Source organism: Acidovorax sp. Leaf160 (genome assembly GCF_001424265.1).
GTDB lineage: Bacteria > Pseudomonadota > Gammaproteobacteria > Burkholderiales > Burkholderiaceae_C > Paracidovorax.
The window spans coordinates 242,064-256,350 of the sequence record NZ_LMOV01000024.1; the positions used below are offsets into that span (position 1 = coordinate 242,064).

Annotated in this window: 12 protein-coding genes; 8 read left to right on the forward strand and 4 right to left on the reverse strand. The window is 69.8% G+C overall.

Translation table 11 applies throughout. The features are described 5' to 3' along the window. Window positions 1–577 precede the first annotated feature (577 nt). Window positions 578–805, reverse strand: coding sequence for a hypothetical protein (locus ASF94_RS14640; RefSeq protein ID WP_056667821.1), 228 nt, complete (start codon window positions 803–805; stop codon window positions 578–580). Between the two features lie 95 nt (window positions 806–900). Beyond that, entirely contained in the window at window positions 901–1,824 is a 924-nt protein-coding gene (locus tag ASF94_RS14645) for a LysR substrate-binding domain-containing protein (RefSeq protein ID WP_056667824.1), read from the reverse strand. Between the two features lie 196 nt (window positions 1,825–2,020). Between ASF94_RS14645 and ASF94_RS14650 the strand changes: the two genes are divergently transcribed. The 4 genes from ASF94_RS14650 (at window position 2,021) to ASF94_RS14665 (ending at window position 8,498) form a co-directional block, all read left to right on the forward strand. After that, the gene (locus ASF94_RS14650; protein ID WP_056667827.1) at window positions 2,021–3,211 is read left to right on the forward strand and encodes an acyl-CoA dehydrogenase; all 1,191 of its coding nucleotides are present in this window, start codon (window positions 2,021–2,023) and stop codon (window positions 3,209–3,211) included. Window positions 3,212–3,301: 90 nt separating this feature from the next. After that, window positions 3,302–4,582, forward strand: coding sequence for a CaiB/BaiF CoA-transferase family protein (locus tag ASF94_RS14655; RefSeq protein ID WP_056667830.1), 1,281 nt, complete (start codon window positions 3,302–3,304; stop codon window positions 4,580–4,582). A 282-nt stretch (window positions 4,583–4,864) separates the two neighbouring features. After that, a complete protein-coding gene (locus ASF94_RS14660; protein ID WP_056668154.1) occupies window positions 4,865–7,303 on the forward strand; it encodes a membrane-bound PQQ-dependent dehydrogenase, glucose/quinate/shikimate family in 2,439 nt (812 codons plus the stop codon). A 235-nt stretch (window positions 7,304–7,538) separates the two neighbouring features. Further along, entirely contained in the window at window positions 7,539–8,498 is a 960-nt protein-coding gene (locus ASF94_RS14665) for a chemotaxis protein (protein ID WP_056667833.1), read from the forward strand. 158 nt (window positions 8,499–8,656) lie between these two features. Here ASF94_RS14665 and ASF94_RS14670 read toward each other — a convergent pair whose 3' ends face one another. Next, window positions 8,657–9,295: an NAD(P)-dependent oxidoreductase gene (locus tag ASF94_RS14670; RefSeq protein WP_056667836.1), complete on the reverse strand. Its 639-nt coding sequence runs from the start codon at window positions 9,293–9,295 to the stop codon at window positions 8,657–8,659. 113 nt (window positions 9,296–9,408) lie between these two features. Here ASF94_RS14670 and ASF94_RS14675 point away from each other — a divergent pair, with 113 nt between their 5' ends. From ASF94_RS14675 to ASF94_RS14685, 3 genes are all read left to right on the forward strand, one after another. Continuing rightward, the gene (locus ASF94_RS14675) at window positions 9,409–10,320 is read left to right on the forward strand and encodes a LysR family transcriptional regulator (RefSeq protein WP_056667839.1); all 912 of its coding nucleotides are present in this window, start codon (window positions 9,409–9,411) and stop codon (window positions 10,318–10,320) included. 185 nt (window positions 10,321–10,505) lie between these two features. Next, window positions 10,506–11,138 (forward strand): hypothetical protein, encoded by a 633-nt coding sequence (locus ASF94_RS14680; RefSeq protein ID WP_056667842.1) that lies wholly within the window; start codon window positions 10,506–10,508, stop codon window positions 11,136–11,138. Window positions 11,139–11,216: 78 nt separating this feature from the next. Continuing rightward, window positions 11,217–11,930, forward strand: a complete 714-nt coding sequence (locus tag ASF94_RS14685) for a DUF4124 domain-containing protein (protein ID WP_056667845.1) — start codon at window positions 11,217–11,219, stop codon at window positions 11,928–11,930. A 42-nt stretch (window positions 11,931–11,972) separates the two neighbouring features. Here ASF94_RS14685 and ASF94_RS14690 read toward each other — a convergent pair whose 3' ends face one another. Continuing rightward, window positions 11,973–12,926, reverse strand: a complete 954-nt coding sequence (locus ASF94_RS14690; protein ID WP_056667848.1) for an NAD-dependent epimerase/dehydratase family protein — start codon at window positions 12,924–12,926, stop codon at window positions 11,973–11,975. Between the two features lie 77 nt (window positions 12,927–13,003). Here ASF94_RS14690 and ASF94_RS14695 point away from each other — a divergent pair, with 77 nt between their 5' ends. Next, window positions 13,004–14,065 (forward strand): CDP-6-deoxy-delta-3,4-glucoseen reductase, encoded by a 1,062-nt coding sequence (locus ASF94_RS14695; protein WP_056667852.1) that lies wholly within the window; start codon window positions 13,004–13,006, stop codon window positions 14,063–14,065. Window positions 14,066–14,287 lie beyond the last annotated feature (222 nt).

The following is a 14,287-nucleotide window of genomic DNA, read 5'->3' on the forward strand; positions in this document are numbered from 1 at the left end:
GGATTGGCCCATTCTTCACCTCACACGCTGTACATGACCGATGCGGCCAGGTAGGCGATGCTGACGCTGGAGAACAGCATGAATCCAACCACCACGGTCAAGACTTTCTTCATCTGGTCGCTCCTTCAATAGGTGTGAACGAGAGAATGGGTCATGCACCGATACGAAGACGCTGGTGAACAGGGGGTCAGCATGCCGGCAGGCGTTGAGCTGACCGTTGCGCTGCTGAAGCCACTGCCGCCCGCCACACATCGCTGCACACGCCACAGGCCGGGGACCGCAGCGCGGTGAGGGCCGACGGGCGTGGGAGAGAGCGGGGATGCAGTGGCACGGGTACTCCTTGCAGCGCGAGATCTGGAGAGGTCCACGCACCAAGGCGTGTTCCGAACGGAAGCAATTTAGCCGGGCGCACCACCGCCGGGTGTAGGACTACGGCGCCTGCCGTGCCCACCCGCGACTCCGCGGTGGGGCCGGAGGCAAAAAAGCCGTCCGGTGCCGATGGGCAGGGACGGCTTAGTGGGTGCGGGTGCTGACACTGGGGCGACCGTGGCGGGCCACCGGCCAGCACCAGCGGCGATCAGTTGTTCTGGCGCTTGATGATGTCGCGGCCCGCATCGGTGATCTGCAGGTCGCCATGGGCCGATCGCGCGATCAGTTTCCAGTCGAGAAGACGGCCGGACAAGTGGTGCTTCAACGCTTCCGGGACGCTGATGCCGCGGCCTAGTTCCAGCTGTTTCAGGGTCTCGATCTCGTCCAGGGTGGGCTCGAACGTGGGGGCATGGTAGGTGGACGGGATGGCGGACATGAAGGCAACTCCTTTGAATGTGGTTCTACGGTCAAAGGGTAGTGCCGCGACCCAGGGCGTGCAACCCGCCAGCGGCCCGAATGGGCTGCAAAGCCTCAAGTTGCGGCGTTGTCCTTCAACCAGGCGGAGAACGTCGCGAGCACGGGCGATTGGGCCTGCGACGGACTGACCAGGTAGTAGGCACGCTCGCCACGCAGGGGTTTTGCGCAGGCGATGACCAGCTCGCCCCGGGCGATTTCCGCCTCGATCAGCATCGGCGGCATGAGCGCCACGCCAAGGCCGTGGGTCGCGGCCACGGCCAGCATGGAAAACAGCTCGTAGCGCGGACCGTCGAGAGCGCGCGGGGCATCGACGGCCTGCGCCGCGAACCACTGCTGCCAGCCCAGCGGCCGCGTGCTCTGCTGCAGGAGCGGCAGCTGGGCTAGGGCCTCGGCCGCCACGGGCTGGTGCGCACGACCGGGGCCCCGGGTCGCCGCAGCGGCGAGCAAACGCGGGCTGCACGCCGGCACCACGTCTTCATGCATCAACCGCTGTACCTGCACCCCCGGCCACTGCGCGATCTGTTCCGGCGTGCCGGCATACAGCGCCGCGTCGAACGTGGTGTCGGCAAAGAGGAACGGGCGGGTGCGCGTGTCGATGTGCACGACGATGTCGGGATGGAGCGCGGCCAGCCGGGGCAGGCGGGGAATCAGCCAGCGCGTGGCGAAGGTCGGCACCGCCGCCAGCGAAAGCGCCCCACCCCGGCCCTGGTGGGACATCACGTCGAGCGTGTCGCGCTCCAGCCCCTGCAGCCAGCGCGCCACCTGCCGCCCGTAGCGGGCGCCGGCCGGCGTCAGCACCACTCCGTGGCGCGTGCGGCGAAAGAGCTGCACACCCAGCCACTCTTCCAGCGCCAGGATCTGGCGCGACACCGCGCTCTGGGTGAGCGACAGCTCCTGCGCTGCGCGGGTGTAGCTCTCATGGCGGGCTGCGGCTTCGAAACAGGCCAGCGCCTGGGTGGACGGTAGATGGCGATGCATGCCCACAAGCCTAACCCAGGAGACCGCCAGACATTCCATTTGCGCATTTCTGGATGACAACAAGTCGTTTGCCCACGCATGGATCACCTCGTACCATCGGTTCCACGCGGCCCCGCCATGCCATCGCGGCATGTCTGGCGCCTCTTCTACCTACTTCCCCCTTCTTCCACCCCGCTTTCGACTCCGGAGACACACCATGGCCCACGCAGCATTCCAATGGGACGACCCTTTCCTCATCGACCAGCAGCTGACCGACGACGAGCGTGCCATCCGCGACGCCGCTGCCGCCTACTGCCAGGACAAGCTGGCCCCGCGCGTGCTGGACGCGTTCCGCCACGAGAAGATGGACACCAGCATCTTCCGCGAGATGGGCGAAGTGGGCCTGCTGGGCCCCACCATTCCGGAGCAGTACGGCGGCCCGGGCCTGGGCTACGTGGCCTACGGCCTGATCGCCCGTGAAGTGGAGCGTGTCGATTCCGGCTATCGCTCGATGGCCAGCGTGCAGAGCTCGCTGGTGATGGTGCCGATCTTCGAATTCGGCACTGAAGAGCAAAAGCAGAAGTACCTGCCCAAGCTCGCCAGCGGCGAATGGATCGGGTGCTTCGGCCTGACCGAACCCGACCACGGCTCCGACCCCGGCAGCATGGCCACGCGCGCCTACAAGACGGCTGGCGGCTACAAGCTCAAGGGCACCAAGATGTGGATCACCAACAGCCCCGTGGCCGACGTGTTCGTGGTCTGGGCCAAGGAGGTCTCCGAAGGCGGCGCCGTCGGCCCCATCCGCGGCTTCGTGCTGGAAAAGGGCATGAAGGGCCTCAGCGCGCCGGCCATCCACGGCAAGGTGGGCCTGCGTGCCAGCGTCACCGGCGAGATCGTGATGGACGACGTGTTCGTGCCGGAAGAAAACGCCTTCCCCGAAGTGCAGGGCCTCAAGGGCCCCTTCACCTGCCTCAACAGCGCCCGCTACGGCATTGCCTGGGGCGCGATGGGTGCCGCCGAATTCTGCTGGCACACCGCGCGCCAGTACACGCTGGACCGCAAGCAGTTCGGCCGCCCGCTCGCGGCCACGCAGCTCATCCAGAAGAAGCTGGCCGACATGCAGACCGAGATCGCCCTGGGCCTGCAGGCCGCGCTGCGCTTCGGCCGCATGAAGGACGAAGGCATCGCGTCGGTTGAAGGCACCTCCATCATCAAGCGCAACAACTGCGGCAAGGCGCTCGACATTGCCCGCCTGGCCCGCGACATGATGGGCGGCAACGGCATCAGCGACGAGTTCGGCGTGGCACGCCATCTGGTCAACCTGGAAGTGGTGAACACCTACGAAGGCACGCACGACGTGCATGCGCTGATCCTGGGCCGGGCACAAACCGGGCTGGCCGCGTTCTGATGCCCATTTGCTATTAAATCAATAGCTGCATGCGCCTGATATACAGGCGCTGCAGGCCATTTTCATCCTGAACCCTCCAATGGGCACCGCATGACCTCACCCGCTTCCACCCCTGCAGGCGCCCTGGCCGGCATCCGCGTGCTCGATCTCTCGCGCGTGCTGGCCGGCCCGTGGTGCACGCAGGTGCTGGCGGACCTGGGTGCGGACGTGGTGAAGGTGGAGCGCCCTGGCGTGGGCGACGACACGCGGCACTGGGGCCCGCCCTTCCTGCGCGATGCGGATGGCCACGACACCGACCAGGCCGCCTACTTCACGGCCTGCAACCGCAACAAGCGCTCCATCACCATCGACATGTCGACGGCCGAAGGCCAGCAGCTCATCCGCCAGATGGCGCTGCAGGCCGACGTGGTGGTGGAGAACTTCAAGGTGGGCGGGCTGCAGCAGTACGGGCTGGACCATGCCAGCCTGCGCGCGCTGAACCCGCGCCTCATCTACTGCTCGGTCACCGGTTTCGGCCAGACCGGGCCCTATGCCGAGCGCGCCGGCTACGACCTGATGGTGCAGGCCATGACCGGGCTCATGAGCATCACCGGCCGCGCCGACGAAGCGCCCGGCGGCGGCCCGCTGCGCGTGGGTGTCGCGGTCATCGATCTGTTCACGGGCCTCTATGCCAGCAACGCCATCCTGGCAGCGCTGCATGTGCGCGACAACGCCACGAACGGCACCGGCGAAGGCCAGCACATCGACATGGCGCTGCTGGACGTGGGCATGGCCGTGCTGGCCAACCAGGCGGCCGGCTTCCTGGCCACGGGCGAAGCGCCCGGCCGCATGGGCAACAGCCACCCCAGCCTGGTGCCCTACCAGGACTTCCCCACCGCCGACGGCAACATGCTGCTGGCGATCGGCAACGACGGCCAGTTCGCCCGCTTCTGCGCGGCGGCCGGCCAGCCCCAGTGGGCGCAGGATGCGCGCTTCGCCACCAACACCCTGCGCGTGAAGCATCGCAGTACGCTCATCCCCTTGATGGAAGCGGTGACCCGCACCCGCAGCACCGCCGACTGGGTCGCCCTGCTGGAAGACAAGGCCGTGCCCTGCGGCCCCATCAACAACGTGGCCCAGGCTTTCGACGACCCGCAGGTGCAGGCGCGGCAGCTGCGCGTGGAACTGCCCCGCTGGGCCGACGGCACCCAAGCGCCCGGCGACGGCGTGGCCACCATCGCCACCGTGGCCAGCCCCCTGCGCCTGTCGGCCACGCCGCCCGTGCTGCGCCACGCCCCGCCGGCCCTCGGCCAGCACACGGCCGAAGTGCTGCAGGACTGGGGCATCGGCCACGAACGCCTGGCCGAGTGGCGCGCGGCCGGGGTCGTCTAGCCCATACCCGGGCGCCACCTCGACCGCTACCTCCACCCCCACTCCCATCCAGGCCGACGGCGAAGCGCCGCACCCGCCTATCACACGACACCCAGAACGGCAACGTGGTTAACACCATGCCTGCCTAACGATTGGGCCGGGAACGCCTACACTCCTGCCCCTGTCCGTCGAAGCTGCCGCACGTCTGGTGCGGCACGCTGGCGCCCGCTGGACTCCAGCGCCCGCCGCGATCTTCGACGCCCTCCTGCCACCGCCTGGGTGGCATCTCGATTGGGTTTCTTCATGGGTAAATCTCCGACTTCCGTGCCTGTCGCGGCACGGATCTGGCTGGCCGCGCTCGGGCTGGTCATCCTGGCCGCAGGGCTGTTCTTCGCTTTCTTCGGTTCGCGGCTGCTCGCGTTGGGCGGCAGCGCCTATTTCGTGATCGCCGGCACGGCCTGGGTGATTGCCGGCGCGCAGATCGCGCGCGCCCGGCCCTCCGGCGCCTGGGTCTTCGCAGCCGCGCTGCTGGGCACGGCGGTCTGGGCCGTGGCCGAGGCCGGCCTGGACTTCTGGCCGCTGGTGTCGCGCCTGATGCCGTTCGCGGTGATCGGCGTGGCCGTGGCGGCCTCGTTCCCGTGGCTGCGCCGCGCAGCAGGCCAGACCAGCGCACGGCAGCCCGCGCTGGCCGTGGCCGGCGTGCTGGCGGTGCTGTGCCTGGCGACCGTCTGGGGCATGTTCCAGCCGCATGCGGTGGTGGCCGCACAGGGCAGCGGCCCGGCCCCGACGCCGGTCGCGCCCGGCACCGAGCAGGTGAACTGGGCGCACTACGGCAACACGCCGGGCGGCAGCCGGTTTGCCGCGCTGGACCAGATCACGCGCGACAACGTGAAGGACCTGCAGGTCGCCTGGACCTACCGCACCGGCGACACGCCCGTGAGCCCCGGCGGCGGCGGTGCGGAAGACCAGTTGACGCCCCTGCAGATCGGCGACCGCGTGTTCCTCTGCACGCCGCACAACAACGTCATCGCGCTCGACGCGGCGACTGGCAAGGAACTCTGGAAGACCGAGATCAACGCCAAGCAGAAGAAGTGGATGCGCTGCCGCGGACTGGCGTACTTCGACGCCACGGCGCCGCTGCAGCAGCCCACGGTGGCCGGCTCCACGCCCGTGCCGCCCGCCGCCGTGGCGCCCGGCGCCCCCTGCCAGCGCCGCATCCTGATGAACAGCGTGACGCCCGAGCTGATCGCGCTGGACGCCGACACCGGCGCCTTCTGCACCGGCTTCGGCCAGGGGGGCCGCGTCGATCTGCGCGCCGGCATGGGCAAGGGCGCGGACACGGGCGAGTACTACCCCACGTCCGCCCCCACGCTGGCGGGCACGACCATCGTCATCGGCGGCCGCGTGGCCGACAACGTGAGCACGGACATGCCGGGCGGCGTGGTGCGCGGCTTCGACGTGGTGACCGGCGCACTGCGCTGGGCCTTCGACCCGGGCAACCCCGAGGTGCAGACGGCACCGCCCGAAGGCCAGACCTACGTGCGTTCCACGCCCAATGTCTGGGCGCCGATGTCGTATGACCCGCAGTCGAACACCGTCTTTATGCCGGTGGGCAGCGCGGCAGTGGATCTCTGGGGCGTGAAGCACAACCGGCTGGACCGCAAGTACGGCGCGTCGATGCTGGCCGTGGACGCCGCCACCGGCAAGGAAAAGTGGGTCTACCAGACCGTGCACGACGACCTCTGGGACTTCGACGTGCCCATGCAGCCTTCGTTCGTGGACTTCCCCGGCGAGGGCGGCAAGACCACGCCGGCGCTGGTGTTCGGCACCAAGGCCGGGCAGATCTTCGTGCTCGACCGCCAGACCGGCAAGCCGCTCACCGAAGTGCAGGAACGCCCCGTGCCGGCAGGCAAGATCCCCGGTGAAACCTATTCGCCCACCCAGCCTTTCTCGGTCGGCATGCCCAGCATCGGCGCGTCCGACCTGAAGGAGTCCGACATGTGGGGCGCCACGCCCTTCGACCAGCTGCTGTGCCGCATCCAGTTCAAATCCAAGCGCTACACCGGCCTCTTCACGCCGCCGGGCACCGACCCGTCGCTGAATCTGCCCGGCTCCCTGGGCGGCATGAATTGGGGCGGCCTGTCGGTCGATCCGAACAGCGGCTACCTGTTCGTCAACGACATGCGCGTGGGCCTGGAGGTGCAGCTGATCGCCGCCGATCCGGCGGATGCAGGCAAGAAGTCGGACGGCAACGAGGCCGCCGCCATCACCCGCCCGGTGCCGCTGGCCGGCACGCCCTACGCCATCAACGCCAAGGTGCGCTTCATGTCGCCGCTGGAGATCCCGTGCCAGAAGCCCCCGTTCGGCACGCTGACGGCGGTGGACATGACAACCCGGCAGATCGCCTGGCAGGTTCCCGTGGGCACCGTGAGGGACACCGGGCCCTTCGGCGTGAAGATGGGCTTGCCCATTCCGATCGGCATGCCGACCATCGGCGGCACGCTCTCCACCCAGGGCGGGCTGGTCTTCATCGCCGCCACGCAGGACTACTACCTGCGCGCCTACGACAGCGGCACCGGCAGGGAGATCTGGAAGGCCCGCCTGCCGGTCGGCAGCCAGGGCACGCCGATCAGCTACAAGGCGCCCGCCACGGGCAAGCAGTACGTGCTGGTCTCGGCCGGCGGCGCCCGCAATTCGCCCGACCGTGGTGACTACGTGATCGCCTACGCGCTGGATCGCTGAACCTGCGGGGCCGCCATTGCCCCACCCTCTCGCGCGATGGCGCCTGGCGAAGCCGCCCCGATGAGTCCGGTGGCGGCTTTTTTCATGGCCGGCCGGCTGTCGCCGAATGACCACAGCCGGCACCCGGCCTGGCCGGTGAAACCTGCGCGGGATGGAATTACCGGCGGCCGGCATGCCGCGAACGGCGCTTCGCCCCTAGAATTTACAAAGGTACACAATTGCCAAGGAAATTGCCATGAAGGCCGTACAGCAGGAAATCGACGAGCGGACCAACCTCACCGGAACCAACAAGTTCGAGCTGCTGCTGTTCCGCCTCGGGCAGGACGAGGCGCTGGGCAAGTCCGAGCTGTTCGGTATTAACGTGTTCAAGATCCGCGAGATCGTGGCCATGCCCAACATCACGCCCATCGCTGGCTCCACACCGCATTCGCTGGGCGTGGTCAACCTGCGCGGGCAGATCATCCCGGTGCTGGACCTGCCCTCCATCGTGGGCTGCAAGCCGCAGACCGGCCTGAACATCATGCTGGTGACGGAATACGCGCGCACCACGCAGGCGTTCGCCGTCGAGTCGGTGGAAGACATCGTGCGGCTGGACTGGAAGCAGGTGCTGTCGGCCGAGAGCAGCGGCACGGGCGGCAAGCTGGTGACCAGCATCGCGCGCCTGGACGGCAACACCGATGGCTCGCGCCTGGCGCAGGTGCTGGACGTGGAGGCCATCCTGCAGATGGTCTCGCCGTCCGACACGCACCAGGTCGATGCCTCCAAGATAGGTCCCAAGCTGAAGCTCAAGCCCGGCACCATCATCCTGGCGGCGGACGATTCCTTCGTGGCCCGCTCGCTCATCGAGCAGGAACTGCAGGCGCTGCACGCGCCCTACGAGATGACCAAGTCCGGCAAGGAAGCATGGGACCGGCTCAACGCCATCGCCCGCAGCGCCGAGGCCGAAGGCAAGACGGTGGCCGACCGGGTGTCGCTGGTGCTGACCGACCTGGAAATGCCGGAGATGGACGGCTTCACCCTGACGCGCAACATCAAGCAGGACCCCCGGCTCAAGCACATTCCGGTGGTGATCCACTCGTCGCTGTCCGGATCGGCCAACGAAGACCATGTGCGTAGCGTGGGCGCGGACGGCTATGTGGCCAAGTTCGTCGCGGAAGACCTGGCCGAGACGATGCGGCGGGTGCTGGCGGCCTGAGAGGGCGGGCCGCCAATCAGCGCGACCCGGCCGGCCGAATGGAGGTCAAATCGGCCTCCAGCGCTTGATCCATAAGGGTCTTATGCTATTTTATTGATAGCATTCGACCCGCTGGCGCCGGCCGATCCGGCACCGGCCTTTCGCGATGCGCCGCAGGCTCAATGCGCCACCGTGAACCGCTGGCGCACATGCTGAGGCGCCTCGACTTCGTCGACCAGGGCCACGGCCAGATCGGCCACGCTGATGCTGCCGGGCTCCGCGCCGTTCATGAGCGGCTCCTCCCCGCCCAGGCGATAACGGCCGGTGCGCTCGCCGGGTTGCAGCAGGATGGCGGGCGACATGAACGTCCACTCCAGCTCCTTTTCGCCGCGCAGCCGCGTCAGCGCGTCGCGGGCGGCCAGGGCGCCGGCCTTCCACTCGGCCGGGAAATCGGGCGTGTCGACCAGCTGCACGCCGGGGGCGACGAACAGGCTGCCCGCCCCGCCCACCATCAGCACACGCTTCACGCCGGCTGAACGCACGCCTTCCACGATGGCTTCGGTGCCGCGCAGGAACTGCTCGTAGATGTCCGGCACCGTCCAGCCCGGGTTGTAGGCGCTCACCACCGCGTCGTGGCCGCGCACCGCTGCCGCGACCTGCGCGGCCTGCTGGGCATCTGCGGCCACCACGGTGAGGCCGTCCCGCGGGGCGATCTTCTCGGGGTGGCGTGCCAGCACCGTCACGCGGTGGCCCCGTTGCAGCAGTTCTTCCAGCACGGCAGAGCCTACGAAGCCGGTGCCGATCAAAGCGATGTTCATGTCAGTTCCTGGTTTTCAAAAGATGCCGTTGAGGCGATGGCGCAATCGTAATAACTGCACAATCGCTCGACTAGACGGCTCAAAAAGCCATCACCTTGAAGACAGGCTTCACAGTGGACGATCTCAAACGCATGGCCATCTTTGCCAGCGTGGTGCAGCACGGCTCGATGAGCGGTGCTGCCCGCGCGCTGGGGCTCAGCCCCTCGGCCGTCAGCCAGCAGGTGCGCGCGCTGGAGCAGGCCGGTGGCGTCACGCTGCTGCACCGGTCCACCCGCCAGCTGGCGCTGACCGAAGCGGGCGCGCGCTACCACGCCCAGTGCGCGGCCATGTGCGCCGCAGCCGACCAGGCGCGGGCCGAACTGGCCGCGTCGCGCGATGCCCCGAGCGGCGAGTTGCGGCTGGCCGCGCCGGTCGGCTTCGCCCGCCATGTCGCCCCGGCGCTGGGCGGCCTGCTGGCAGCCCACCCCGCGCTGCGCCTGCGGCTGCTGGTGGACGACGCGCCCATCGACCTCATCCAGGCGCGGGTCGACCTGGCCGTGCGCTTCGGAGGCCTGGCCGACTCCACCTGGGCCGCGCGGCGGCTGGGCACGCTGCAGTGGTGGCTGTGCGCGGCCCCCGGCTGGCTGGCCCGCCACGGTGTGCCCGGCAGCCCCGAACAGCTGCTGGCCCAGCCCTGGCTGGGGCTGGTACCCGACCATGGCGACTGGAGGGTGGAGCTGCACCCGCCCGGCGCTGCGTCGCAAACCCTGCGGGTGCAGGCGCGCATTGCCAGCAACAACCAGCTGTCGGTGCAGCAGATGTGCGAGGCGGGCCTGGGGCTGGCGCTGGTCGGCAGCATCGACGTGCAGGAGGCGCTGGCGGAGGGCCGGCTGGTGCGACTGCTGCCCGACTGGCGCTTCGGCCCCATCGAGGGGCTGCGCATCTGGGCCGTGACGCCGCAGCGCGACACCCAGCCCGCCAAGGTGCGCCAGGCCATCGCCGCGCTGGCCGATTACCTGGGCCGGCAACCGGGCGTGCAGGCGTGAGCCGACGCGCGTCCACATTCGGACACGACCATGAAGACCCGGCAAAGCCCGACAAAGCCCCACTGCCCGAGTCAACCAAAATGGGCGCCAGCGCGTCAGACGGATTCATTCACGGATGCGCCCCGGCGGCTGCGGCCGCGCCTGCCCCGCGTGCTCTGCGCGCTCCTCCAAGAAAGAGACACGCCATGCGCCACTTCGCTTCCCTCTGCAAAATCGCCGCCGCCACGGCCCTGGCCAGCCTGTTCGCCGGCTGCGCGGCCATGCCCGGCGACCCTTATTACGACCAGGGTGGCTATTACCCGCCCGCAGGCAGCAGCCCCGCCCCCTACCCGAGCGCCGGTTACTCCGGCGGCAGCTACCCCTACGGCAGCTACCCCTCCACCAGTTCATCGGTGACGGTGTATGAGTCGCCCCGCTACATCTATTCCAATCCGACGGTCGTGCCGGTGCCCATCTACACCCAGCGGCCCGGCTACGACGATTGGCGCGAGCGCCGGGACCGCCAAGCGTGGGAGGCGCGCCGCCGCGACGACGAACGGCGCGATGCCATGCGCCGTGACGCCGACCGCCGCGATGCCGACCGCCGTGCCGACGACCGCCGCCGCAACGACGACATGCGCCGCGAGGCCGAGCGGCGCGAATTCGAGCGGCGCCGGGCCGACGACGTGCAGCGCAATGCCAACCGCCTGCCGCCCCACCCGAATGCGGATGTAGAGCGCACCCGCCGCGAAGAGGCCGAGCGCAACCGCCGCACCTGGGAGGAGATGGAGAGCAACAGGCGCCGCGGCGGCGGCACGCCCAAGCCGGACTGGCGCTGACGCCCCGCTCCCGCAGACCAGGCCAGCGACCCGCCTCACCGCGCAACGACGCAACCGACGCAACCGACGCAATCCACCATGCCCGTGCCTGCTCATCCCGCCGCCTGGCCCGTCGGTGCCCGTCTTGCCCGCTGCTGTGTGGGCGCCTCGGCGTTGGCGGCCAGCCTGATCGTGATGGGAGCAGCGCAGGCCCAGGTGCTGCGCTGCACCGACCCGGCGACCGGCAAGGTCACCTATACCGACGGCAGTTGCAGCAGCGGCGCTGCCGCGCGCGAGGTGGAGCCGCGCAAGACGCCCGAGCAGATCCGGCAAGAGCGCGAACAGGCCGCCGAGGCGCTGGAGCGGAAACAGGAGCGCCTGCAGACCGAGGCCGAGCAACAGCGTCGCGACGATGCGCGCGAGGCCCGCGAGCGCCGCGCCCAGCCGCGCCGCGACGCGGCGCCCGACCCATCGCAGTCCGCGTCCTGCCGCAATGCCCGGCGCCAGCTGCAGGAAGTGACCGACACCCTGGGGCGCGGCATGGTGGACGAGGCCGTCCGGCTCGATGCCGCGCAGCGCCAGGCCGACCAGGCCTGCCTGACTCCGGCCCAATACCTGGACGCCGAACGCGCGCGCGCCAACCGCCCGGCCTATGCCACGCCCTACCCTGCGGCCCCCGGCTACGCACAGCCCTACTACGCGCCGCCGGTGGTCGTGGTGCCGCCGCGTCCGGCGCCCAGCCGGCCGACGGAGATCACGCAGTGCAATGTCTTCCGGTGCTACGACCGGCAGGGCAACATCCACCCGCGCTAGCCGCCGGACCCGGCCACGGCGGGTGCCGGCAGCCTTGCGGGTTCAGGCCCGCTGCCCGCGCAGGCCCTGTGCCACGGTCGGATAGTGCAGCGGCACGCGCAGCTCCCGCGCCATGCGGGTGCGGTCCAGCCGGCGCGATTCGCCCATGAAGCTCAGCAGCGACACCGGCAGCGACTGCTGCGCGGTGCTGCGCGCGACGCGCGGCGGACGCGGCAGGCCGTACAGGTCGGCCGCCAGGTCGAAGTAGTCGCCCATCTTCAGGTGGCTGTCGTCACTGACGTTGTAGCAGCGCTGGGCCCGGCCGCGCCACAGGGCCGCGATGCAGGCGCGGGCCAGGTCGTCGGCGTGGATGTGGTTGGTGAACACGTCGTCCTCGGTCGCCAGCACGGGCGTGCCGCGCCGCAGGCGGGCCTCGGGCGTGCCGCCCTCGCGGTCGGGGGCGTAGATGCCCGGAATGCGCAAGATGCTGGCGCGCACGCCGGCGCGGCCCAGGTGGCGCACGGCGCGCTCCGCGTTCACCCGGCGCTGGGCGCGGGGCGTGGCAGGCGCCACCGGGCGGGCCTCGGTCACCAGCGCACCGCCGCAGTCGCCGTAGACCCCGCTGGTGGAGCCGTAGACCAGGGCGGCGGGCAGCGTGCGCAGGCGCAGCGCGCGCGCCAGCGCCAGGGTGCGGTTGTCGCGCCACCATTCGGGGCCGCAGTCGCGCTCGCCCGGCGGCGGCGCCAGGTGCAGCACCCGCGTGGCCAGGCCCGACAGCCGCCGCAGCGTGGCGATCTGGTCGAGGTTGCCGAGCAGCGGCACGATGCCCGCTGCCCGCAGCGCCGGCGCGCGCTCGGGGCTGGAGGTGAGCGCCAGCACGCGCGGGTGCGCGCCCCCGGCCTGCACGCCCAGCGCCCGCGCCGCGCGCAGGCCCACGTCGCCGCAGCCGATGATGAGCACGCGCTGGCGCCGAAAGCGCGCCGGCAGGGCGCCGAGGGGGTTCTGGTTTGAGGGCAAAATCGAAAGTCCGTCGAGCTGAGAAAAACGCGGTGCGACCGGCACCGCGTCGCAGAGAACCCGAGGATACCCACACCATGACGAGCGCAGAGACCGCAGCGGCGGCAGTCCAGATCAGCGTGCAGCCCAGCGGGCGCACCTTCACGGCCCAGGCGGGCGAATCCATCCTGGCGGCCGCCATCCGCAGCGGCGTCGGCCTGCCCTACGGCTGCAAGGACGGCGCCTGCGGATCGTGCAAATGCAAGAAGCTGAGCGGCTCGGTGGTGCATGGCGACCACCAGTCGAAGGCCCTGTCCGCCGCCGAAGCCGACGCCGGCTTCGTGCTGACCTGCTGCGCGCAGCCGCTGACCGACGTGGTGCTCGAGTCGCGCCACGTCACCGACGAAAGCGCCTTCCCCATCAAGAAATTGCCGGTGCGGGTGTCTTCGCTGACCCGTGCGTCGCACGACGTCATGATCGTGCGCCTGCAGCTGCCGGCGGCCGACACCTTCCGCTACCACGCGGGGCAGTACATCGAATTCATCCTCAAGGACGGCGCGCGGCGGGCGTATTCGATGGCCACCGCCCCCCACACCCAGGCCGAAGCGCCCGGCGTGGAACTGCACATCCGCCACATGCCCGGCGGGCGCTTCACCGACCACGTCTTCACCGGCATGAAGGAAAAGGAAATCCTGCGGGTGGAGGGACCTTTCGGCAGCTTCTTCCTGCGCGAGGATTCGGACAAACCCATCGTGCTGCTGGCCTCGGGCACCGGCTTCGCGCCCGTCAAGTCGCTGATCGAGCACATGCGCTTCAAGGGCATCGCGCGGCCCACCACGCTGTACTGGGGCGGCCGCCGCCCCGGCGACCTGTACCTGGACGGCTGGCTGCGCGAGCGTCTGGCCGACATGCCGCACCTGCGCTACGTCCCGGTGGTGTCGCACGCGCTGGCGGAAGACGCCTGGGCCGGACGCAGGGGCTTCGTGCACCAGGCGGTGCTGGACGACTTCGCCGACCTGTCGGGCCACCAGGTGTATGCCTGCGGCGCCCCCATCGTGGTCGATTCGGCCCGCGCAGCCTATACGGCAGAGCGCGGTCTGCCGCCGGACGAATTCTTCGCCGACGCCTTCACCTCGGAAGCCGACAAGCACGCCGGCTGAGCCCCAGGCCCAGGCCCGCCGGGGCAACGGCTTTCCACGGAACGGGACGCGCCGGACTGGGCGGTGTTTCGGGCGGGAAAGATGCCTCGAAAACGCCAGGGACAGCGGACAATGCGCCAGTGCACCGGCTCTGCGTCCCCGAGGGAGAGAGCCCGTGCCCCCCCTTCGTGATGCAGCATGCCCGCGCACCGGCTTCCTGCAACTGCGTCGTTTCCGTCGTCC